At 69.7% G+C, this 21,394-nt stretch carries 21 protein-coding genes and 1 tRNA gene; 9 read left to right on the forward strand and 13 right to left on the reverse strand.

Annotated elements, in window-relative coordinates; all coding sequences use genetic code 11:
- Positions 1–93: 93 nt before the first annotated feature.
- The 9 genes from tyrS to AC060L_RS08705 form a co-directional block, all read right to left on the reverse strand.
- Entirely contained in the window at positions 94–1,500 is a 1,407-nt protein-coding gene (gene tyrS / locus AC060L_RS08665) for a tyrosine--tRNA ligase (RefSeq protein ID WP_483798022.1), read from the reverse strand.
- A gap of 98 nt (positions 1,501–1,598) precedes the next feature.
- Positions 1,599–2,555 (reverse strand): glycosyltransferase family 2 protein, encoded by a 957-nt coding sequence (locus tag AC060L_RS08670; protein ID WP_483797991.1) that lies wholly within the window; start codon positions 2,553–2,555, stop codon positions 1,599–1,601.
- Positions 2,552–3,688, reverse strand: a complete 1,137-nt coding sequence (locus tag AC060L_RS08675; protein ID WP_483797992.1) for a hypothetical protein — start codon at positions 3,686–3,688, stop codon at positions 2,552–2,554. Before AC060L_RS08675 ends, AC060L_RS08670 begins: the two co-directional genes overlap by 4 nt.
- Positions 3,685–4,422 carry a methyltransferase domain-containing protein gene (locus tag AC060L_RS08680; protein WP_483797993.1) on the reverse strand — a complete coding sequence of 246 codons (738 nt, stop codon included), beginning with the start codon at positions 4,420–4,422 and terminating at the stop codon, positions 3,685–3,687. The genes AC060L_RS08675 and AC060L_RS08680 overlap by 4 nt, the downstream gene beginning before the upstream one ends.
- 20 nt (positions 4,423–4,442) lie before the next feature.
- On the reverse strand, positions 4,443–5,522 hold the full coding sequence (locus AC060L_RS08685; RefSeq protein ID WP_483797994.1) for a nucleotidyl transferase family protein: 1,080 nt from the start codon (positions 5,520–5,522) through the stop codon (positions 4,443–4,445).
- On the reverse strand, positions 5,519–6,460 hold the full coding sequence (locus AC060L_RS08690) for a radical SAM protein (protein ID WP_483797995.1): 942 nt from the start codon (positions 6,458–6,460) through the stop codon (positions 5,519–5,521). Before AC060L_RS08690 ends, AC060L_RS08685 begins: the two co-directional genes overlap by 4 nt.
- Positions 6,454–7,665 (reverse strand): hypothetical protein, encoded by a 1,212-nt coding sequence (locus tag AC060L_RS08695; RefSeq protein ID WP_483797996.1) that lies wholly within the window; start codon positions 7,663–7,665, stop codon positions 6,454–6,456. The genes AC060L_RS08690 and AC060L_RS08695 overlap by 7 nt, the downstream gene beginning before the upstream one ends.
- 55 nt (positions 7,666–7,720) lie before the next feature.
- Entirely contained in the window at positions 7,721–8,773 is a 1,053-nt protein-coding gene (locus tag AC060L_RS08700) for an alcohol dehydrogenase catalytic domain-containing protein (protein WP_483797997.1), read from the reverse strand.
- Positions 8,770–9,468, reverse strand: a complete 699-nt coding sequence (locus tag AC060L_RS08705) for an HAD family hydrolase (RefSeq protein WP_483797998.1) — start codon at positions 9,466–9,468, stop codon at positions 8,770–8,772. Before AC060L_RS08705 ends, AC060L_RS08700 begins: the two co-directional genes overlap by 4 nt.
- Before the next feature lie 271 nt (positions 9,469–9,739).
- Between AC060L_RS08705 and AC060L_RS08710 the strand changes: the two genes are divergently transcribed.
- Positions 9,740–10,780, forward strand: coding sequence for an AAA family ATPase (locus AC060L_RS08710; RefSeq protein WP_483797999.1), 1,041 nt, complete (start codon positions 9,740–9,742; stop codon positions 10,778–10,780).
- Positions 10,777–11,328, forward strand: coding sequence for a P-loop NTPase family protein (locus AC060L_RS08715; protein WP_483798000.1), 552 nt, complete (start codon positions 10,777–10,779; stop codon positions 11,326–11,328). Before AC060L_RS08710 ends, AC060L_RS08715 begins: the two co-directional genes overlap by 4 nt.
- Here the strand turns inward: AC060L_RS08715 and AC060L_RS08720 are convergent.
- The 3 genes from AC060L_RS08720 to AC060L_RS08730 all read right to left on the reverse strand — a co-directional run bounded on the left by AC060L_RS08720 (position 11,325) and on the right by AC060L_RS08730 (position 13,015).
- Positions 11,325–12,170: a DUF1932 domain-containing protein gene (locus AC060L_RS08720; protein WP_483798001.1), complete on the reverse strand. Its 846-nt coding sequence runs from the start codon at positions 12,168–12,170 to the stop codon at positions 11,325–11,327. The two genes, AC060L_RS08715 and AC060L_RS08720, sit on opposite strands and share 4 nt — an antisense overlap.
- The gene (locus AC060L_RS08725; protein WP_483798002.1) at positions 12,167–12,814 is read right to left on the reverse strand and encodes an HAD family hydrolase; all 648 of its coding nucleotides are present in this window, start codon (positions 12,812–12,814) and stop codon (positions 12,167–12,169) included. The genes AC060L_RS08720 and AC060L_RS08725 overlap by 4 nt, the downstream gene beginning before the upstream one ends.
- Positions 12,815–12,930: 116 nt before the next feature.
- Positions 12,931–13,015: transfer RNA gene (locus tag AC060L_RS08730), tRNA-Leu, on the reverse strand.
- A gap of 446 nt (positions 13,016–13,461) precedes the next feature.
- Here AC060L_RS08730 and AC060L_RS08735 point away from each other — a divergent pair.
- On the forward strand, positions 13,462–13,971 hold the full coding sequence (locus AC060L_RS08735) for an ATP-binding protein (protein ID WP_483798023.1): 510 nt from the start codon (positions 13,462–13,464) through the stop codon (positions 13,969–13,971).
- 19 nt (positions 13,972–13,990) lie between these two features.
- Here the strand turns inward: AC060L_RS08735 and idi are convergent, their stop codons facing one another.
- Positions 13,991–14,587 (reverse strand): isopentenyl-diphosphate Delta-isomerase, encoded by a 597-nt coding sequence (idi, locus tag AC060L_RS08740; protein WP_483798024.1) that lies wholly within the window; start codon positions 14,585–14,587, stop codon positions 13,991–13,993.
- 709 nt (positions 14,588–15,296) lie between these two features.
- Between idi and AC060L_RS08745 the strand changes: the two genes are divergently transcribed.
- The 6 genes from AC060L_RS08745 to hpnC all read left to right on the forward strand — a co-directional run bounded on the left by AC060L_RS08745 (position 15,297) and on the right by hpnC (position 21,356).
- Positions 15,297–16,052, forward strand: coding sequence for a phosphocholine cytidylyltransferase family protein (locus AC060L_RS08745; protein WP_483798003.1), 756 nt, complete (start codon positions 15,297–15,299; stop codon positions 16,050–16,052).
- A complete protein-coding gene (locus tag AC060L_RS08750) occupies positions 16,040–17,101 on the forward strand; it encodes an iron-containing alcohol dehydrogenase family protein (RefSeq protein WP_483798004.1) in 1,062 nt (353 codons plus the stop codon). The genes AC060L_RS08745 and AC060L_RS08750 overlap by 13 nt, the downstream gene beginning before the upstream one ends.
- A 138-nt stretch (positions 17,102–17,239) precedes the next feature.
- Entirely contained in the window at positions 17,240–18,085 is an 846-nt protein-coding gene (locus tag AC060L_RS08755; RefSeq protein ID WP_483798025.1) for a glycosyltransferase family 2 protein, read from the forward strand.
- Between the two features lie 133 nt (positions 18,086–18,218).
- Positions 18,219–19,157 carry an ABC transporter permease gene (locus tag AC060L_RS08760; RefSeq protein ID WP_483798005.1) on the forward strand — a complete coding sequence of 313 codons (939 nt, stop codon included), beginning with the start codon at positions 18,219–18,221 and terminating at the stop codon, positions 19,155–19,157.
- An 85-nt stretch (positions 19,158–19,242) separates the two neighbouring features.
- Entirely contained in the window at positions 19,243–20,019 is a 777-nt protein-coding gene (locus AC060L_RS08765) for an ABC transporter ATP-binding protein (protein WP_483798026.1), read from the forward strand.
- 404 nt (positions 20,020–20,423) lie between these two features.
- Positions 20,424–21,356 carry a squalene synthase HpnC gene (hpnC, locus tag AC060L_RS08770; RefSeq protein ID WP_483798006.1) on the forward strand — a complete coding sequence of 311 codons (933 nt, stop codon included), beginning with the start codon at positions 20,424–20,426 and terminating at the stop codon, positions 21,354–21,356.
- Positions 21,357–21,394: the final 38 nt, after the last annotated feature.

Raw genomic sequence — 21,394 nt, forward strand, 5'->3', positions numbered from 1 at the left:
CCAAGGGGGGAAAAAAAAAACAAAAAAAAAAAAAAGAGGGGGGGGGGGGGGGGGGGGGGACCCCCCCCCCCCCCCCCCCCACGCCAGTTTGCGTCACGCGTCGATGCGAGCGATCTTTCGGCCTGCCTTGAGGTAGAAGGTCGCTTCCCCGGTGATGTCGGCCTCGCTGACGAGGGCGGACAGCAACTGCTGGGTGGTGTCCTGGTCAAGCTGGGTGGTGCGCTGTTCGCCGTCCGCTGTTTCGGCGATGAGACGGAGGCCGTTCTGGGCGGCGACGCGGCGGGCAGCGGAGTTGCTGGGGGCGAACCCCAGGATCTGGGTGAGCACGGTGACCAGAGGGGTCTCGGAGTGCTCCTTGAGGGAGATGGCCGGGAGGTTCTGCGTCTCGCCGAAGGTTCGCTTGGAGAAGCGGGCGGTGAACTCGGCACGGGCGGCCTCGGCAGCCTCCAGGCCGTGGAGGGTGGCGGTGACCTCGCCGGCGAGGATGCGCTTGATGGCCATGGGGTGCGCGGTGCCATCGGCCACGCGCGCGGTGACGGCGGTGATCTCCTCGTCGGTCCACTCGGTGAGCTGCTTGAGGTAGGGCTCGATGAGGTGATCGGGGATTGACATCACGCGGCCGAAGATCTCGTCCGGGGAGGAGGAGAGCCCGACGTAGTTGCCCTTGGACTTGCTCATCTTGGCGCCGGTGCCGTCGGTGCCCTCGATGAGCGGGGTGGTGATGATGACCTCGGGGGTCTGTTCGCGGATCTCCATGACCTTGCGGCACATCTGGAGATTCAGGAGTTGGTCCACGCCGCCGAGTTCGACGTCCGCGTCGATGGCCACGGAGTCGAGGGCCATGACGACGGAGTAGACGAACTCGGCGACCGAGAGGCCGTCGCCGGCGGCCAGGCGGTTGCGGAAGTCGTCGCGCTGGAGGGTCATCGAGACCGGGACGTGGGCCAGGATGCCTACCAGTTCGGGGAGGCTGACCTTGTTCAGCCACTCACCGTTGAAGCGGAGGTCGGCGCGCGTGAAGTCGATGAACGGGGTGACCTGTTGCTGGTAGCCACTGAGGTTGTGGGCGATGTCGGCGTCGGTGAGCGCCGGGCGCTCGGAGGAGCGGCCGGACGGGTCGCCGATCTTGGCGGTGACGTCGCCGATGATGAAGACGACGTGGTGGCCCATGCGCTGGAAGCGGGACGCGATGATGATCGGCACTGAGTGGCCCAGGTGGACGTCCGGGGACGTCGGGTCGATGCCGTACTTGACCACGAGCGGCCGGCCCTCTGTTTGGGCAGCCGTGATCTTCTCCGCGAGCGCGGACGCGGAGGGGATGACGTTGATCGCGCGACCTTCGACCAGCGCGGCCTGTTCGGCCGGGGAGAGGTCGGACAGGTCCAGTGAGCGGCGGCGATAGGTCTCTTCCAAGAGCCGGGCGACCGTATAGTCCGCGGCCAGGTCCGATCCCTTGAGGATCTCCATGGCGCGGACTACGGACTCGCTGAGACGGCTCATGGCGTCGTTACGCTCCTGGGTCTGTCGGCTGGCGTGACCAGCGGGTATGGGAAAGCACGTGATTTTAGCATCGTGGTAACGGAGTCGCATTTGCTTAATCACACTCTGTTTTGACGGAGCGTCGGAGGAATCGTCGGAGTCGGGACGGTTGCCGGGGGCGGCGGGGGTGGGGCGAGCGGGTGGTTGTGGGCAACGCTGGCGAGGGTGTGGAGCCAGGCCGCAGCCGGGGCCTGGCCTCGGACGGAGTGGTAGAGCATCGCGATGAGGGGGCGAAGGGCGTGGAGGCGGCGGCCCTGCTGAAGGTGGGCTTCCACGCGGTGGCCGGCGGAGCGGGCGCGATAGCGGTGGGCGATACGGCGCAGGGTGGCAACGGTGGCCCAGTTGGGCGGGGAGGTCGTGAGGCTGATGAGACGGTGGGCGAGATCCGCGCAGACGTCGGCGCGGTAGTGCTGGGAGGCGCCGTTGAGGGTTCGGTCGGTCATGCTCGCCGGGTGGAGTCGGTAGTTCACGAGGGGCTCGGGCAGGGTGTAGCCGTGGCCGGCGTCGCGCAACGCGTGGAAGTGGATCTCGTTGGTGACGGGGAGAAGGGTGCAGGCTGCGTCGCGGCGGACGAGGAGAGTGCTGGTGTTGCCACCGGGGTGGGGCTCTGGCAGCAGTGGGCGGCCGTCGGCGCCTACGACGGTCTCCCAGTGGTCGATCAGGAGGCGGCCGGGGGTGATGGCGTCGGCACAGCTGCGGAGTTTGGCGGGGTGGAACCAGTCGTCGGCGTCGAGTGGGGCGACCCAGTCGCCCTCGGCGAGGAGCACGGCGTCGGTGAGGGTCTGGGCGAACCCTCGTTGAGGGCGGCGGACGACGCGGATGTGGTCCTGGTGGCGGCGGCAGATCTCGGGGGTGTCGTCGGTGGAGCCGTCGTCGATGACGAGGATTTCGTGGAGGGTGTAGCGGCCGGGTTCCTGCTCCAGGCAGCTGGCGATGGCACGGTCGAGGTAGCGGCCGTAGTTGTGGCAGAGGATCACGCAGGAGATCCGGGGTAGCGGCGACGGGGTGTTCGTCATCGGTGGCCGCCTTCGTAGAGCGCGAGGTGAGCGGCGAGGACGTTCCTGTGCTCCTGGACGCGGTAGTCGAGGAAGTCGGGGTCGAGGCCTCGAGGGGTGGCGGCCGTGCGGGCGGTGGCGGATTCCAGCGCGGTCAGGAAGCGTTCACCGAAGAGGTTGGGGTGGCCGGTGGTCCAGTCGAACCATTCGGGTTCGGGGACGGCTTGGCCGTGCCGTTGGTGGAGACGGTGTTGTTCGGGGAGATGACCGACGCGGGCGCAGACCGGGGTGAGGCCCAGGTCGAAGGCGAGTTCCAGTTGGCCGGAGTGGGTGCCCCAGAGATAGGGGAGCAACAGGAGATCGCTGCCGAGGGCGGCGTCGAGGACCTCGCCGTCGGTGGGGTACGGGCGCATCGTGATCCGGATGCGGGGGTCGTGGCGGGCGGTGTCCAGGATCGTGGGCAGGGGGTTGAGGGGGGTGCGGGTGAAGTCGGTGGGACTCGCGGCGCGAAAGAGGAGATGCAGGCTCTGGGTAGGGTCGCTGGTAGCGAGTGACCAGTTGACGATGGGTGAGAGCTGGTCGCGGTTGGCTCGGGTGGCCCCGTACAGGAGAGTTCGGACGCCGGTGCCGGGGAGGCGTTCGCGGCGGCGGAGGCTCTCGGGCGGTACGACGTAGCCGTGCGGGATGACGGTGGCGGGAGGCTCGGTGCCCAGGAGGGTGGCGAGGTCAGCGCGGGAGCCTTCGGTGAGGCAGATCCAGGGGACGTCGGCGGCGAGGAGCAGCCGCAGGCGCGTGATGAAAGCGTCGGCCCCGTCGCTATCGCCGCCGAGCATGGGACGGGTGTCGTGGGCGGTGAAGATCACGCGGACGCCGGCGGTGGCGCAGGCATCGAGGAGGCGCTCCAGGACGGCGGGGGTTTCGAGGTCGATGTGGTGGAGGTGGAGGACGTCGAGCCAGTCCAACGGGGTGTGGTCGAGGAGCCAGGAAGCGGTGACGTCAGCGGGGACAACAAACCCGGGGCGGATCTCGGTGGGCTCGGGGCTGGTGTTCAGAGCCTGGATGCCGAGGCCATGGAGCTTGCGGGCGTAGGGAGTGCGGGCGGGTAGGTGGACGACTCGAAGCCCGGAGGTCGGGGACGCGGCGGTGGCGGTCATCGGCGGACCTCGGGCAGGCCGACGGTGACGAGCTGGGTGGACAAGCCGTGGGAAGCGTCGTCGCTTCGGGTGACGCCGGCGTAATGGATCTCGAATCCACAGGCGCGCAGGAGGGCTTGGAACTCGTCGCTGGCCCATTCGCGGACGTGGCTGGGATTGCGGGGCGGCCCGGGGGCGTCGTAGCCGCTGCGGAACTCGCGGGCGGGGGTGGAGAACACGGCGACGGAGGCGCCGTCCGACAGGAGGCTCCGGGTGAGCGCGAGGAGCGGGAGCGGGTCGAGGAGGTGTTCGATGACGTCGGAGCAGACGACGACGGAGCGTCGCAGGAGATCGGGAGCGAGGGGGAGGTGTTCGCTCTTCTCCAGGTCGGCGTCGATCCACTGGCCGAAGGGGTGGTTGTCGCGGCACCAGGCCAGGTTGTCGCCGAAGTCGACGCCGATGTACGTCCAGTTGGGGCGCTCGGCGGCCAGGACGGCGAGTTTGCCGGCGCGGCCACAGCCGAGGTCGATGAGGGCATCGAGGCCGGCGTGCTCGGCGAGGGTGGCGGCGTACGGGTAGACGTCGGGTTGCCAGGTGACGGAGTCGTCGGTGGTGTCGGTGAAGTACTTCACGGTGGCCCGGTGGTGGTAGCCGGCCCGGATGCGGTGAGTGGCGGCGTCGCCGAGGGGCTGACGGGAGAGGACGGGGTACGGCGCCGGGGCTGACCCAGGGGGCGGCGCGGGAGTGGTGGACATGGCGGACTCCTTCGGTCGTGTCACAGCTGGGGCCAGAGCGAGAAAATGCCGACCAGGCGCTCAGTGAGCTCCTCACGCAGCTCGCGCCAGCGGCGGCCGCCGGTGCGGCGGGCTTCGGTGGCCAGGTCGTAAGCGCGACCGCCGGTCTCGGGGAGGCAGGCGAACATCTGCAGCAGGGCCGAGGTGTCGTCGTCCGGTCCGGAGTCGGTGTTCGCCGCGAGCAGGGCACGGATGTCACTGGCCGGCAAGGCAGCGGTGATGCCGGATCCGGGGATGCTCTTGCTCATCTTGGGCAGGCCGCCGAGGCCGGGGATCATCTTGGTGTAGATGCCGGACAGGCGGTCGGCGGGCAGGCCCCAGCGTTCGGCTCCGCGCCGGGCGAGGGCCACGTACTTGTGCTCGTCGACCCCGAGGGAGACCAGGACGTGGCGGTCCTGGGCGAGCAGGTGGACGAAGTCGGCGGCCATGAGGAGGGTGGCCTGCTTCATGCCGTAGGTGAGGTGGTCGAAGACACCGTGGCTGCGGTAGAGGCCGGAGAGGTCCTCCTCGGCCCAGCTGAAGTCGGCGTCGTCCAGGTGGCGGGAGAGCAGGAAGGCCGTGGCCAGGACGTCGGTGTTGCCCTCCTGTCGACGCAGAACTCCGCGCTGCTCGTCGAAGCCGAGCCGGCGTACGAACTCCTCGTACTGGGCGGCCAGTCGACGGACTTCGGCCAGCGGGGTGCGGCGGGCGTTGTAGGAGTCGAGGTCACCGAGCACGATTTGGACGTGTAGTCCGTGCTGCTGGAGTGTGACGGCGCGCAGGAGTTGGAAGACAGTGCCGGCGTGTGGCGGGCCGCCGAGGCCGACACCGGTGGTCACGGTGGCAGGCTTCCCGCTGGCGACGGCGGTCGCGAAGGCCCTTGCTCCGGTGTGGCACATCCACTTGGTGCGCAGGTCGTCCGGGCTCAGGTCGGCGAGCGGGAAGTCGATGGCGCCGAGGGCGGGTTCGGCGTCGGCCTCCGGGGTGACGCTGCCGCTGACGGCAGGGGTGGTCTCGGGCGCGATGCGCTCGTAGTTGTGGCTGGCGATGACGTCGTCGTAGTACGCGGAGTCGAACTTCATGGTGCGGTCACTTCCTTCTCCGAGATGGTCACGGTGGCGGTGGCGGTGGCGGTGCCGGTGGTGGAGCGTGATGCGAAGGCGCGGCGGACGAGGGGCTCGAAGCCGTCAGTGAGGAGGTTGCCGAGGACCGTGTTGCTGGGCGCGGCGACGCTGCCGAGATCGGCGGTGACGGTGCCGTCGGCCAGGACCCAGACCCGGAAGGGATAGGGGTCCTCGGCAGCGCGGGTCGGCTGGTCGTACACCTGGATTCCGGTGCCGGCCAGCAGGCTGCGGACGTGGGCGACGGCCTCGGTGAACGCCTCGCGGTCGTAGGCGTAGAGGTCGGCCTTGTGGGAGTTCGCTCGGCCGATCGGCCGGTACTGGGAGATCAGCCAGTACTCCACCGGCGTACGGGCGGCGAGGCCGCTGATCGTGCCAGCGAGGCTGGGAAGGGCGGCCAGGGAGGCGGCCGTGGTGAACGTGTTGAAGGCGAGGCGTCGCCGGTCGGCGGCGAGCAGGGCGGTGTTGGCCTGGAAGGCGGCGAAGTAGCCGCGACCCCGGAACCAGTCGGCGCTCTGCTCGTCGGGGCCGTCGACGGCCAGGGAGTAGAGAGTGACGTGATCGCGCAGGGCCGGATAGCGGTCGGCGAGCAGGAGGCCGTTGGTGTGCAGGTTGGTTTCGAAGCCTGCGGCTTGGGCGAGCTGGAGTGCGGGCTCCAGATGGTTGTCGTAGGGCATGACCGGGTCGCCGCCGGTGAAGACGATCCGGTGGGCGTCCGACTCGGCGCGGACACGGTCGATGACGCGGCGGACGGTGGCCTCGTCGGTGTGCACGCGATTTCGTTCGCGGTAGCAGAAGCGGCATACGCCGGGGGAGTCGGCCGTCTTGGGCAGGTCCCATGCGTTGCAGTCGGTGTTGAGGACCAGGTGCACGATGCCGAGTTCGTCGCGGGTCAGCATGCGGTCGCCTCCCTGTCGGCGGGCAAACCGGCGAGGTGCCCGGAGGTGGGGGCGTTCTGAGGTGGGCGGTGAGGGGTGGGCACGGTCTGGGCGGCCCGCTGGTCGTCGGGGAGTCGCAGGAGGGCATCGACCGTGCGCGGGGTGCCGTCGGTGAGGGAGACGAAACGACGCAGGGTGTCCAAGGCAGTGCCGTCGTCCAGGACGGCATGCGCGGTGTCCAAGCCAGCCCGCAGGGTGGGGACGGCGCAGGCGGTCACCATGAGTACAGCCGCATTCAGGGCAACCGTGCGCCGGGCCACTGCTGGGGCGCGGCCGGCGAGGAGGCGCACGACGGCGGCAACGTTGGCGCGCGGATCGGCGCGCTGCGCGAGGTATCCGAGGTCGACGACCGGGGCCACGGCACCGGCGGCCTTGGCGACGGCGCACCCGAAATCCGGGTCTTCCCGGCCGGCTGCCAGGCGGCAGACGCGGATGGTGCCGCCGGGGATCAGTTCGTCGACCTGGCTGCCGGGCAAGGGAGAGGAGTTGACCACGGTGACGTCGCCGAGGCCGAGCCGGTACAGCAGCTGCGCGGACACCCCGACGGCCGGATGGGACAGGCCGTAGACGAATCCCTGGCAGGCCACCGGGCTCAGCAGGGCCGGGAAGCCCAGGCTCAGGGCGTGCACGGCCTGGAAACGGCCGCCGTAGCGTCGATCGAATTCCGGTACCCGGTGCTCGATGGAGAAGAAGCCGAAGCCGCACTCCCCGGCGATGTTCACCATGGCTTTCGCCGGGACGGTCTCGCAACGCGCGCCCACCACGTCCATGAAGTCCCGGGAGCCGGTCTTCGAGGAGGCGCTGTGCGAGCCGAGCTTCGCGATGTGCGCTCCGCCGGCCGCAGCGACCAGCGCGGCCGCAGAGCTGAGGTTGATCGTCTTGTACGTCTTCTTCCCGCTGCCGGTGTAGCCGATCAGCTGCACTCCAGGGGGTGTGGCTAAGGACTCCCAGGACCCGCGGTCCAGCGTGCCGGCGGCCCGGATCGCGGCCTCCACCTCGGCCGGACGCGGCCCACGCAGGAGCAGGCCGGTCAGCACGCTGCCCAGCATCACGTCACGCGTCGGTCCGGCGGGCAGTCCGAGTAGCTGCAGCAGACCGTTGTAGACCTCGGGTGGGGAGATGTCGGCGGGAGAGTTGACCTGGTGTACGAGCGCGGGGATGGACACGGGCGGCGGAGCAGGAACAGGAGATGAGTGCATGGCGGAGCTCCCAGCGGTGCGGTCAGGTACGGGAAGTGAGCAGGACTTTCGGTGGGCGGTGCGCGGCATCGGGGCGCAGCGCGGCCAGGGCATCGGGCAGCCGGGCGAGCGGGTAGCGGGTGGATGTGAGGGCCGCGGCCCACGCGCTGTCTGCCGCTTGGGCGAGAAGCTGAAGGGCGTCTTGGAAGTCGTCGCAGTTGTTCGCGCGGCAGTGGGAGTACGAGCCCCGGAGGGTGAGCGAGCGCCGGAACACTTCGCGCAACGGGGTGGAGAGCTGCACATCCGGGGCGTAGGCGTTCTGGACGAGGATCGTCCCGCCGTCCCGTACCGCTTCCAGGGCCTGGAGCAGCGGGGCGGGCGAGTGCCCGGACGCGGCGTCGACCACCGCGTCACACGTATCTGCTGGAAGCGCAGGGCAGACGGTGATGCCGGCGTCAGCCAACAGAGTGCGCAGCCGTTCCTCCTGGTCCGGCCTGCGGGTGGCGAGCAGAACCTCCCACCCGGCCCGGGCCGCGCTGACGGCGGTACAGATACCCAGGGTGCCCGCACCGATGACTCCGAGGCGGCTTGCGCTGTCGGAAGCCGGTGCAGGCAAGCCGCATCGCACACCGTGCAGGGCGACCGCCACCGGATCGGCAAGGACGAACACCGCCGGATCTGCCGCGCCGGAAGGCAGCGGTACAGCGTTTCGCATCGGAACCCGGACAGAATCGGCCAGCCCACCGGGAAGGTCCCAGCCGATGCGCCGCAGGCCGGGACACAAGTGGATACGGCCAAGGGCACACTCGGCGCATCCTTCGCAGCCGGCCAGCGGGTTGACCGCAACCCAGGTGTCGGTGCGGGTATCAATGCCGACCACCTCGTGGCCGGGAACCCATCCCTCGGGCAGCGGCCCGCTCCAGGAGTCCGAACAGAGCTTGCTGGTGTCGCTGCCGCACAGGCCCGAGAACCGCACCCGGACCTCCGTCGTTCCGGCATCCGCCGGTAACGCGGCGCGGCGTACGAGCGAGAGGCGCGGCGAACGGCCCGCCCCCTCTGGCCGGGCCTCCCAGACGAGCGTGCCGACGCCGGTCACCGGGCGTACCCCCGACTCGACCCCATGGCGCCCAACCAGGTCGGCAAGTCCTCGACAGACCGCAGCGTGACACCCTGCCAGGCGTCCACCTGGTCTCCGAAGGCCAGCGCGGCCAGGCCACCGCGCCGTTCCACACGGACCGCTTGCATCCCGCAGCGCAGTGCCCCCACCAGCTCCGAACCCCCGCCGTCGCCGCAGTACAGCACCGAATCCGCGGCACTCCGGAGGCGCTCCAGAATGCCCGCGTACAGCTGCCGGGCCGGCTTCACCGCCCCCTCGCGGCAACTGAAGAGCGTCACGTCGAAGTGCGTGGCGAGCACTGAGTGCTCCCATGCCTCGGTGACGTCGGGGGCCGCGTCGCTCAACAGCGCCAGCCGAAGCCCCGACCGCCGCAGCTCCTGAAGACTCTCCAGCACCGACGTGTCGGGGCGCAGCCGCTGGGAACCCAGCCGCCGCAGCGCCGACTCCACCCGAGGTACATGTCCAGCTGGCGCCTCGCACAGTTCGGCGAGGTGAGCGGCGATCTCGCCGGTTGTGCGCAGTGTCCCGTCATGCCGGGCCTGCCAACTCCCCCCGAGCGCCCGGTCGGCGAGCGGGTCCGACACGCACAGCGCGGCGGCGATCTCCCGCACGGCTTGGGCGCGCTCCCGAATGTCCGGGGCGGGGACCAGAGTGCCGAAGAGGTCCAGGACCACAGCCGTCAGCCGCTCCCGACGATGGGAAGACCCTGCGGATCTACCTGACACCACGGCACCTGAGCTGGTCTCAGCGTGTGAGGTGGGATGGAACATGGTGCAGCCTCCAGTTCGCTCGTAGCGGCGGGCGCTGTTGCCAGGAACATCACAGCGGGCATAGCGTGATCGCGTTATCACTCCGAGTTGCCGAGGTTGCTCGTCGTCCCGCTCAGTGGGTTTTCAACATCCGCTTACACACGCGATCGACGGCCTCGCCCTTACGCTCGGGATCATGCTGACGAACAGTGAGCTGGTGGGGGACTTGAGCAAGGACCGATCGGGCTGGCGCCCCGAGAAGTTGCGAGAGATGCGAGAAGCCCACGGCCTCACGCTGGAGGCGGCCGGTGAGCGGCTCCGCGATACCGCTCGCCGCGCGGGACTCTCGGCCCCGGCGGCCAACTTCCAGACTCTGTGGCAGCACGAGCAGGGCGAGGTCTACCCAGGTCCTCACTACCGCCGGGCCTACTGCCTGCTGTACCAGGCGACCGAGCCAGAGCTGGGTTTCCGAAAGGCTCTGCCCGGCGAGCAAGTCGGGCACCAGCTCACAGAGTTCCGCGATCACGTGGACACCACTCGAGTGCAAGCCGTGGTGAAGGCGCTGCAACAGCTACTGCCTGAGCCGACCGCCGAGCGCCCCGAGGGTGTCCACCAGCGGATACTGGACGCCTGGCGCCGACGTCACACCGGCGGTGACCCGAACAGGCCTTCCCTTGTTCTGGTCGGCGGCTACGCCGGTAGCGGGAAGTCCGAGTTCGCCAAGTTCATCTCCCAGCTGACCGGCTGGCCACTGCTGGACAAGGACCCGCTCACCCGACCGCTGGTGGAGAGACTGCTCACCGAACTCGGCTGCGACCCCAATGACCGCCACTCCGAGACCTACCGCACCGAGGTACGGCCGCTGGAGTACCAGTGCCTCATGGAGTCGATCCTTGTCAACGTCGAGTGCGGGATCTCCACGGTGGCCACCGCACCGTTCGTCAGCGAGATGACCGACCCCGCGTGGATGCGGCGACTGACCAACCGCTGCGCCGCCTACCAGGTCGACGTCACCCCGATCTGGCTCACCTGTGACGAGGAGTCGATGCGCGAGTACATCGGCTTCCGCTCTGCGGCTCGTGATGCCTGGAAGCTCAGCAACTGGGGCCAGTACCTTGACGGGCTCGACCTCGGCCTGCGCCCGTCGGTCCCGCACCTTGTCGTGGACAACCGCTACGGTTCCGCCATCGCGCTCGCCGACCAGGCCCGATTCGCGCTCGGGGTGGCACACGCATGAAGACCGGGATCATCCTGTACGGGCCACCTGCCAGCGGCAAGGACACCGTCACTGCGGCCCTCATCGAGCAGGACCCGCGGCTTGTCCAGTTCGCCAGGCTCAAGATCGGCGAAGGCCGTAGTCAGGGCTACCGGATGGGCACCATCGAGCAGCTCCACCAGCTTGAAGCCGTCGGCGAGGTCATCTACCGCAACGACCGCTACAACAGCATCTACCTGGTGGACCGCCCGGGCCTCGACGTCGTGTTCGCCGCCGGCCGGATGCCGATCGTGCACCTGGGCCAGATCGCCGGCATCAACGCCCTGGTGACCGGGTACCCGGCTGCCTGGGTCGCCGTCCGGCTGGACTGCCCCCGCGAGGTGACCGCGCAACGCTCAGCCCTGCGCGGCGACACGGACACGCTGGCCCGACTGGCGGCCTGGGACGCCACTGCAGCTGATCTTCAGGCCAACCCGGACGTCGACTGGAGCCTGCGCCTGCGGACCGACCGGCAGCCGGCGGTGGAGTCAGCCCAAGCCGTCATCAAGGTCCTGGGGCGGGTCGGCTAACGCGAGCCGTGAAGCCGGGCCAGGGCCTCCGCCACGCCCAGCCCGGCATCGCGCTCGCCCTCCCACCGGACGAGCGCGTCGGCGGCTCCGCGCATGGGTTCACCCGGCAGCCCGCACTCCTCCAGCAACTCGGCTGCCTCGATCAATTCTGGCGCCCAACGCCACGCTCGAGCAGCAGTCTTGGCGATGTAGCCGGTCTCCAGCAGGTAGCTTCCTGAGCGGCCGGCAGCTACCTCCAGCAGCTCATCCTCGACGCCATGATCGGCAGCCAACGCGTACGACAGCGCCGCGAGCACCCGCGACGCCTTCTGGTAGCTCGTGTAGGCCAGCTTGAGAGCGCTGGCCTGGCCAAGCTCGGAGCCAAGCACGCAGGCCTGAACGTCCGTGCCGGCGAACAGCGTCATCACCTGGTCGGCCGCGTCGCCCGGCCCGGACAGGAACAGTCGTGGCTGCTTGCCACCACGCGGTGGCGAGCCGATCACTGAGCCGTCCACCACTCTGGCGTCGGCAAGTACTGCCGCGATTCTGTTGACCCGCTCGGGAGTGATGGCGTTGGCCTCGACGTACAGGCCGTCCCTGAAGCCGTGGGCCGCAACCTCATTGGCCACGGACTCGGCCGCAGCCGGCGGGCAGATGGACAGCAGGATCCGGCTTCGCCTCGCCAACTCGCCGAGGCTGGAGACCTCGGTCAGCCCGGCCTCGGCTGCCCGTTGCCTGGTAGCCGCACTGCGGCCCGCCGAGCACCAGAGAACCGTTGCCCCGCCGGCACGCACTTGGGCTGCGACCGCCGCTCCCATGCTGCCAGGGTGAAGAATCCCGACCACGGTCTGAGTGCCAGTCATATGCGCTCCCCTTTCAGGCTGAGCAGCAGATCGATCGCCTCCGCAGCGTTGGGCACCACGTGATCGGCACCGACGTCGTCACTGCCGTCCGACACCCAGATCGTCCTGAGGCCGGCAGCCCGGCCACCAGCGACGTCGTTCTGCGCGCTGTCGCCGACCATCCAACCGTCCTGCAGGCCATCCACGCCCACCATGTGGGCCGCCTCGCGGAAGATGCCCACGTCAGGCTTTCGGAGTCCGACCTCCTCCGAGATGCAGACGGCATCGACCCGCTTGTCGATTCCCGTCCGCGCGAGCTTCGCGCGTTGGATATCCCCGGCACCGTTGGTCACCACGGCGACCGACCACCCGGTCGAGCGCAGACGCTCAAGCCCGGACAGCACGTCTGGCGTACACGCCACCGCGTCGGCCATACCCCGGCAGTACCGCTGCCACAGCTCCTCGGCCGGCATCGGGACACCGAACCGCTCCTGAAGCGTCTCGAAGTCGCTGCGGCAGGCGCGTTCGTACAGCGCGCCCAACAACCACTGCTCGACGTCCTCGGTGAAACCGAGATCAGAGCAGATCCCACGGATGCACACCTGGAGCCCCTGCGCGCGATCAACGAGTGTGTTGTCCAGGTCGAAGAATGCCAGTCGCTGCACGGCGCCGACTCTACTTGTGACCCGTCCGCGAGGCGGCGAACAATCCCGTCTACAAAACGAAGAAGCGGATCGAGACTGTTGAGTCCCGACCCGCATCTTCCATGTGCTTAACCAAGTGTCCGAGGGGGGACTTGAACCCCCACGCCCGATAAAGGGCACTAGCACCTCAAGCTAGCGCGTCTGCCATTCCGCCACCCGGACAGGGTGTGTGCCTCGGGGTTTTTGTTGCTGTCCCCGTGGCGACAGAGAGAACACTATCAGGCTTTCGGAGTGCTTCTCACCTGCGGTTCTCTGTCGGGGTGGGCGGGCCGGGCGGGGTGTGGGCGTGGGTGGGCGGGTGGTGGTGCGGGGGAGGGGTGGGTGGGGTGCATGAACGGTCCTGCGCGGTGGGGTGGGGGAAGGTGAGCGGCGGGCGGTCTGAGGTGGTCAAAACAAGTCGAGAACGATCGGCCGGGGGCAATCTCTTCGACCGCGCCCGAGGAGCCGGGTCGCTCTCCTAGCCTCGGTGACGAAGGGGAGCCCTGAACGGAACGCCCCGTTCCCGAAGGTCGGCCGGTGCCGGCGAAGCCTCCCGGGTCACGGACGAAGGGTGGCAGGACGTGGAGCGGACGAGCGAGGCGAAACCGGTCGTGGTGGCCGAGGGCGGCGTGTGGGTCGTGGTGGCCGAGCCGGACGGGTGCGGGGGCGGGCTGTGGCGGATCGTGGCCGGGGCGGCGGAGTCGTCGGTGCCGAGGGTCCGGCATGCGGTGCGCGATCTGCTGCGGGCGCAGGGGCTCGGCGGTGAGCCGTACCAGGAGGTCACGGACGGCGTGCTGCTGATCGTCTCCGAGCTGGTCACCAATGCCGTGACGCACGCCGCGCTGCTGTCGCCGCAGGTGATCACCGAAGTGGTGATCGGCGGTGGTCAGGTGCGGGTTGCGGTGGAGGACGGGCATCCGCACCGGCCGAAGGCGGTGCTCAGCGACGAGGAGCAGACCGGTGGCCGGGGGCTGATGCTGGTCAAGAGCATCGCGCTGGAGTCGGGCGGCTCGTGCGACGTCGAGCGGACCGGGGACGGCGGCAAGGTGATCTGGGCCTCACTGCCGCTGCCGGCGGCAGAGACAGCGGCAGGGGCTGGAAATGGTGCTGCCTCCGTCACACGCCCGCAGGGCGTGTGACGGAGGCAGCACCGGCGGCTTACCAGTCCCGGCCGGCGATCTCCCGGATCCCCGGCAGCGCGGCCTGGAAGACGGTGTCGAACCAGACCGAGAACGGCCGCTGGGCCTGCAGCTCCTTGAGCTCCTGGGCGGTGACGAACCGGGTGTCGTCCACCTCGTCCGGGTCCGGCGCCAGCTCGTCCGTCATCAGGCCGACGAACAGGTGGTTCCACTCCCGCTCGATCAGGCCGGAGGCCTCGTCCGGCAGGTCGTAGCGGACCGTGCCGGCCGCGCAGAGCAGCGCGGGGGCCGCGCCGAGCTCCTCGGAGGTGCGGCGCGCGGCGGCGACGAACGGCTGCTCGCCCGGGTAGGGGTGGCCGCAGCAGGTGTTCGACCAGACGCCGGGGGAGTGGTACTTGCCGAGCGCGCGGCGCTGGAGCAGCATCCGGCCCTGCTTGTCGAAGAGGAAGACCGAGAAGGCCCGGTGCAGGTGTCCGGGCTGCTGGTGGGCCCAGAGCTTCTCGGCGGTGCCGATGGTGGTGCCCGCGTCGTCCACCAGCTCCAGCAGGATTTCAGTAGCGGTCCCGGGGGCCCCGGAGGTCTCCTGCGACACGGGCGTCTCCTGCGGCACGGACATCGACACGGGCGTCTCCTGCGGTGCGGTCATCTCGGGCATGCGGCCTCTCTCGGCACGGGGACCGGCGCCGCTACCCGGACGAGTGGCCCGGGCAAGCCCCCCCGGTCCAGCGGACGGCAGCGCGCCCCCGGCCGCGGGTTGTGCCGCGTACGGAGGGCGTCGTGGGCCAGTCTGCCGTATGGGCGAGCCGCTCGGACCGATTCGACGCACCGGCACCCACGTACCGGCAAGTAACCGCTAGTAACACCCCCGCTACTGCCGTTTCACAGCCGTCACACCCCCCGAAAGAGCGGTTTCAAGCCGCCGCGAAGAGCACCTCACGACCCACCCCACCACCCTCCCGAACGTGCGTCCACCCCACCGACACACTGCCGACACCGCTCGGTCACGCATGCGGCGATCCGGTGGCGCACCGGGCTCCGAGCGGCTCGGGCGGCGTTCGGGCTGGTCGTGCCAGTCGCCTACCATCACATAGGACACGGTGCACCGCCGCGCGGCGGTGCCGGGGCGCCGGCCTGTCCGCCGGCAACAGGGGACCCCGTCGTCCGTCCGAAATCCGCCGCAACCAGGCCGCTCGTACGCAGGTACGTCCGTACGCCTGTACGTCCGTACTCCGGTACGCCACGTACGTCGTGCGTCGTGCGCCGCACGTACGAGCCGGCCCGGGCGCGGTCGCCGCCCCGGCCCGACGCGTACAGGAGACCCCAGCATGATCGGCCTCGTTCTGGCAGCCGGCGCCGGCCGCCGACTGCGTCCGTACACGGACACCCTGCCCAAGGCGCTGGTGCCGGTGGACGGCGAGAGGACCGTGCTGGACCTCACCCTCGGCAACTTCGCCGAGGTCGGCCTGCGCGAGGCCGCCATCGTGGTCGGCTACCGCAAGGAGGCCGTCTACGACCGCAAGGACGCGCTCGAGCAGCAGTACGGCGTCAAGCTCACCCTGGTCGAGAACGACAAGGCCGAGGAGTGGAACAACGCCTACTCGCTCTGGTGCGCCCGTGAGCTCTTCGCCGAGGGCCTGCTGCTCGCCAACGGCGACACCGTGCACCCGGCCTCGGTCCAGCGCACCATGCTGGACGGCAACGACCGCATGATCGCCGAGGGCCGCGCGCCGGGCATCCTGCTCGCCCTGGACACCAAGAAGAAGCTGGCCGACGAGGAGATGAAGGTCATCGTCGACCCGGCCACCGGCGTGCGCCGGATCACCAAGCTGATGGACCCGCTGGAGGCGACCGGCGAGTACATCGGCCTGACCGTGATCAACCCCGCCGCGGCCGCCGACCTCTCCGACGCGCTGCGCACCACCTTCGAGCGCGACCCGCAGCTGTACTACGAGGACGGCTACCAGGAGATGGCCGACCGCGGCCTGCGGATCGACGTGCAGCCGATCGGCGACGTCTCCTGGGTCGAGGTAGACAACCACGAGGACCTGGCGAAGGCCCGGGAGATCGCATGCCAGTACTGACCCGGCTGATCCCCTCCCCGGTCTTCGTCGAGATCCGCCCGGGCGCCCTGGACTCGCTCGCCGGGATCCTCGCCGACCAGCGGCTGTCCACCGGCGGCCGGATCGCGGTGGCGATCAGCAACGGCTCCGGCGCCCGGCTGCGCGCGCGCCTCGCGCCGCAGCTGCCGCAGGCCGACTGGTTCGACGCGGCCGACGGCACGCTGGACGGCGCGGTGCGCCTCGCGGACGAGATCCGCGGCGGCCACTACGACGTCCTGGTCGGCCTCGGTGGCGGTAAGATCATCGACGCCGCGAAGTACGCCGCCGCGCGGGTCGGACTGCCGGTGGTCGCCGTCGCGACCAACCTCGCGCACGACGGCATCTGCTCGCCGGTCTCCACCCTCGACAACGACGCCGGCCGTGGCTCCTACGGGGTGCCCGGTCCGATCGGCGTCGTCGTCGATCTGGACGTGATCCGGCAGGCGCCGCAGCGGTTCGTGGCGTCCGGCATCGGTGACGTCCTCTCCAACATCTCGGCCTGCGCCGACTGGGAGCTCTCCCAGCGCGAGACCGGGGAGCGGGTGGACGGGCTGGCCGTGGCGATGGCCCGTTCGGCGGGCGAGAACCTGCTGCGGCACCCGGGTGCGCTGGAGGATCCGGACCTCCTTACAGCGCTCGCGGAAGCACTGGTACTGTCCGGCATCGCGATGAGCATCGCGGGCAGCACCCGGCCCTCGTCGGGCGCCTGCCACGAGATCTCGCATGCCTTGGACGTGCTGTATCCGAAGCGGGCAGCCCAGCACGGCGAGCAGGTCGGCCTCGGGGCCGCCTTCGCGAGCCACCTGCGGGGCGAGCGCGAGCTGACCCGGCAGATCGTCGCGCGACTGCGGGCCCACGGGCTCCCGGTCACCGCCGATCAGATCGGTTTCACCGAGGCGGAGTTCACCCAGGCGGTGCACTACGCTCCGAATACCCGGCCGGGCCGCTTCACCATCCTCGAACACCTCGACCTCTCCCCATCAGCGATCAGGGACACGTACGCCGACTATGTCCAAGCCGTCAACAGCTGAGGCGCCCTCAGGATGAGCACCGAGACCCCGGGCCAGATCGAGCCCCGGCCCGACGCCGAGCCCCAGTCCCCGCAGCAGTCCCTGCAGCAGTCCCGGACCGCGGCCGACGCCTTCCGGCTCGGCGCGGTCATCATCACCATGGGCAACCGCCCGGCCGAGCTGACCGCGCTGATCGACTCGGTGCTGGCCCAGCAGGGCCCGGCCGTGGAGCTCGCCGTGGTCAGCCAGGGCGTGCCGATGCCGCCGGTTCCGGCGGGGGTGCGGACCTGCGAGCTGCCGGAGAACCTCGGCATCCCGGGCGGGCGCAACGTCGGCATCGAGCTGTTCGGCCCGAACGGGCGGGACGTCGACGCGGTGCTCTTCCTGGACGACGACGGCCGGCTGCCGCTCACCGACTCGGCGCAGCTGCTGCGCGAGGCGTTCACCGCCGACCCGCAGCTGGGCATCGTGAGCTTCCGGATCGCCGATCCGGACACCGGTGAGACGCAGCGCCGGCACGTCCCGCGGCTGCGTGCGAGCGACCCGCTGCACTCCTCGCGGGTCACCACCTTCCTCGGCGGCGCGAGCGCGGTGCGCTCGGCCGTCTTCGAGCAGGCCGGACAGCTGCCTGCCGACTTCTTCTACGCCCACGAGGAGACCGACCTCGCGTGGCGGGCGCTGGACGCCGGCTGGTCGATCGACTACCGCGCGGACATCGTGCTGCACCACCCCACCACTTCACCCGCCCGGCACGCCTCGTACTTCCACAACGTGGCGCGCAACCGGGTGTGGCTGGCCCGACGGAACCTTCCGGCCCCGTTGGTGCCTCTCTACCTGTGCACCTGGATTCTGCTCACCCTGGCCCGCCGTCCCTCCGGGGAGGCGTTCAAGGCCTGGTGGGGTGGATTCCGGGAGGGCTGGCGCACGCCGTGCGGTGAGCGGCGCCCGATGCGATGGCGTACTGTATGGCGATTGACCAGGTTGGGCAGACCGCCGGTCATCTGATCACTTCGGCCGATGGACCACACCAACGGCCGAACCCCCCGTGATCCGCTTGGATCTTCTCGATGTCCGATCGAGAGCCCGACGACTGCCCCCCGGCCAGCAGCCGGACTTCCCGATACCGTGAAGGACGAATGTGTCGACAGTGAGTGAACCGATCAACCTCTCCCGTCCTGGAGGTGTTGATACCGGGCTGACCCCCAAGCAGCTCGCCGATAAGTACGGCCTGAGCATCAGTGGCGCCAGGCCGGGTCTCTGGGCCTACACCAAGCAGCTGTGGGGGCGGCGACACTTCATCGTCGCCTTCGCGACCGCGCGGCTGGTGGCGCAGTACACCACGGCGAAGATGGGCCAGGTCTGGCAGGTGGTGACGCCGCTGCTCAACTGCGCGGTGTTCTACCTGGTCTTCGGCGTCATCCTGAGCGGCAACTCGACCCCGAAGTACATCCCCTGGCTGTGCGTCGGCGTCTTCATCTTCCAGTTCATCCAGAGTGCCATCCAGTCCGGCACCGGGGCGATCTCGTACAACCTGGGCCTGATCCGGGCGCTGCACTTCCCGCGCGCCTGCATGCCGATCGCCTTCACCGTGATCCAGCTCCAGCAGCTGCTGATCTCGATGGTCGTGCTGGTCGCGATCGTGCTGTCGAACAACCTGATGCCGGGGATGACCTGGTTCCAGGTGATCCCGACGCTGATCCTGCTCTCGTTCTTCAACACCGGCCTGGCGCTGATCATGGCGCGGATCGGCGCGAAGGCGAGCGACGTCTCGCAGCTGATGCCGTTCCTGCTGCGCACCTGGATGTACCTGTCCGGCGTCATGTACACCATCTCGGACCACGTCAAGAGCTGGCCGCACTGGGTGCAGATGGTCGCTCAGGCCAACCCGGCCTCCGTGTACATGGAGCTGGTCCGGCACGCGATGATCCCGAGCATCTACCGCAAGCACCTGTACGGCGACCGTGCTCTGGTGATGCCGCCGCACATCTGGGCGATGGCCGCCGGCTGGGCCGTCGTGGCCTTCGCGATCGGCTACGTTTTCTTCTGGAAGGCTGAAGAGGAGTACGGCCGTGGCTGACACCGACACCATCACCACCGAGCTCACCGAGGCAGAGGCGAAGGCCAAGGCCAAGGCGGAGCGCGCCGCCCGCGACGCGAAGGCGATCGCGGCGGCGAAGGAGACCCGCGTCCCCACCGTCGTGGTCGACGACGTGCACATCATCTACAAGGTGCACGGCGCCTCGGCCGGTAAGGGCAGCGCGACCTCCGCGCTCTCCCGGCTGATCTCGAAGAAGCGCTCGCCCGCGATCACCGAGGTGCACGCGGTGCGCGGCATCTCCTTCACCGCGTACAAGGGTGAGGCCGTCGGCCTGATCGGCTCCAACGGCTCGGGCAAGTCGACGCTGCTCTCGGCGATCGCCGGCCTGCTGCCGACCGAGAAGGGCGGCATCTACACCAACGGCCAGCCGTCGCTGCTCGGCGTCAACGCGGCACTGATGGACGACCTGACGGGCGAGCGCAACGTGGTGCTCGGCTGCCTCGCGATGGGCATGAGCCCGGAGCAGGTCAAGCAGCGCTACCAGGCGATCGTCGACTTCTCGGGCATCAACGAGAAGGGCGAGTTCATCAACCTGCCGATGCGCACGTACTCCTCGGGTATGGCGGCCCGCCTGCGGTTCTCGATCGCGGCGGCCAAGACCCACGACGTGCTGCTGATCGACGAGGCGCTGTCCACCGGTGACCAAGCCTTCCAGCGCCGCAGCGAGGCGCGGATCCGCGAGCTGCGCAAGGAGGCCGGTACGGTCTTCCTGGTCAGCCACAACAACAACGCGATCCGGGACACCTGCGAGCGGACCATCTGGATCGAGACCGGCAAGCTGATCATGGACGGCCCGACCGACGAGGTCGTCGGCATGTACGAGCGCGGCGAGCGCCCCTGAGGCGCGGTACCGCTGGTCCCCGGAGCCGGTGTCCGGACGCGAAGGCGTCCCGGGCACCGGCTCCGGTGCGTCCCGGCCCCGATCGCCCGCCGGCCCGGCACGAACCGGGCCGATGCACCCCGTGCCGCGCACCAATCCACCGGCGCACACCGGCGTGTGCGCCGCGCGAGTGAGCGGGACCGGCGCGCCGGGGGGTGGTCTTTCGACGAACGGCGCGGGATGAAAGGGTAGGAGCCCGGGAGCGGCCCGACCCCGCGAGGCGGCGGACGGGTGACAGTGGGGCCTCCCGGTCGGCGGCTGGGGGAGTGTCCGAGCCGGTTTCAAGGTCAACAGCGGTGTAGAACGGGGGAGTGACGGCAGTGACGACTTCGGCGCAGTCCTCGGCCCGGCCAGGGAGTGGTCCGGTGTCAGACGGCAGCAACGGTTCGACCAGCGGCGGGGAGACCCTCGACAAGGCGGCTCGGGAGAACTTCCCGGTGGCCCCGGGCTTCCTGCCCAAGGCCTGGCGGGACGACCTGATGGCCGTCTACGGCTTCGCCCGGCTGGTCGATGACGCGGGTGACGGCGACCTCGCGGACCCGGCTGGCACGGCCAAGCTGCTCGGTGCCCCGAGCGAGGCGGAGCAACCCGATCAGACGCTTTTCCGCCTGGGTCTGCTGGAGGGCCTGGAGCGCGACCTGGACCGGGCCTTCGAGGCCGCTCTGCGCCCCGGAACCGAGCTGCCCGGCCACCCGTTGATGCGTGCGCTGGTGCCGCTGGTCGGCAGGCACGAGCTGACCCCGGAGCCGTTCCGCAGGCTGATCGAGGCGAACCGGGTGGACCAGACCGTCGCCCGCTACGACACCTTCGAGAGTCTGATCGGATACTGCACGTTGTCCGCCGATCCAGTGGGGCGTCTGGTGCTCTCGATCGCGGGTGTTTCGACCCCGGAACGGGTCGAGCGCTCCGACGCGATCTGCAGCGCGCTCCAGGTCGTCGAGCACCTGCAGGACGTCGCGGAGGACTTCGCCCGCGGCCGGATCTACCTCCCCGCCGCTGACCTGCGACGATTCCGCGTGACCGAGGAGGACCTGGCCCAACCGAGCGCCGGGGCCAACCTTCGCGAGCTGGTCGCCTTCGAGGCCGGTCGGGCCCGGACCCTGCTTGATCGCGGTTCACCGCTGGTGGGTACCGTTCGTGGCAGGCTCCGTCTGCTGCTGGCAGGATTCACCGCCGGTGGCTACGCGGCTCTGGAGGCCATCGAGGCCGCCGGGTGCGACGTACTGGCTCAGCAGCCGAAGCCCGACAAGCGCCGCCTCGCGATGAAGGCGGCGGCCATCTTCGCGAAGGGAAGGTGAACGCCCGCGTGGCGGCATCACCACTGGCGTCGGCTCAG

This window comes from Kitasatospora sp. NEAU-69 (assembly GCF_057158765.1).

Excerpts from the sequence above, each read along its gene's own strand:
- AC060L_RS08680 (WP_483797993.1), bottom strand. The coding sequence starts at position 4,422 with ATGTCCACCACTCCCGCGCCGCCCCCTGGGTCAGCCCCGGCGCCGTAC.
- AC060L_RS08715 (WP_483798000.1), top strand. The coding sequence starts at position 10,777 with ATGAAGACCGGGATCATCCTGTACGGGCCACCTGCCAGCGGCAAGGAC.
- tyrS (WP_483798022.1), bottom strand. The coding sequence starts at position 1,500 with ATGAGCCGTCTCAGCGAGTCCGTAGTCCGCGCCATGGAGATCCTCAAG.
- AC060L_RS08675 (WP_483797992.1), bottom strand. The coding sequence starts at position 3,688 with ATGACCGCCACCGCCGCGTCCCCGACCTCCGGGCTTCGAGTCGTCCAC.
- AC060L_RS08750 (WP_483798004.1), top strand. The coding sequence starts at position 16,040 with ATGCCAGTACTGACCCGGCTGATCCCCTCCCCGGTCTTCGTCGAGATC.
- AC060L_RS08720 (WP_483798001.1), bottom strand. The coding sequence starts at position 12,170 with ATGACTGGCACTCAGACCGTGGTCGGGATTCTTCACCCTGGCAGCATG.
- AC060L_RS08710 (WP_483797999.1), top strand. The coding sequence starts at position 9,740 with ATGCTGACGAACAGTGAGCTGGTGGGGGACTTGAGCAAGGACCGATCG.
- AC060L_RS08670 (WP_483797991.1), bottom strand. The coding sequence starts at position 2,555 with ATGACGAACACCCCGTCGCCGCTACCCCGGATCTCCTGCGTGATCCTC.
- AC060L_RS08745 (WP_483798003.1), top strand. The coding sequence starts at position 15,297 with ATGATCGGCCTCGTTCTGGCAGCCGGCGCCGGCCGCCGACTGCGTCCG.
- AC060L_RS08755 (WP_483798025.1), top strand. The coding sequence starts at position 17,240 with ATGGGCAACCGCCCGGCCGAGCTGACCGCGCTGATCGACTCGGTGCTG.
- AC060L_RS08690 (WP_483797995.1), bottom strand. The coding sequence starts at position 6,460 with ATGCTGACCCGCGACGAACTCGGCATCGTGCACCTGGTCCTCAACACC.
- AC060L_RS08685 (WP_483797994.1), bottom strand. The coding sequence starts at position 5,522 with ATGAAGTTCGACTCCGCGTACTACGACGACGTCATCGCCAGCCACAAC.
- idi (WP_483798024.1), bottom strand. The coding sequence starts at position 14,587 with ATGTCCGTGCCGCAGGAGACGCCCGTGTCGCAGGAGACCTCCGGGGCC.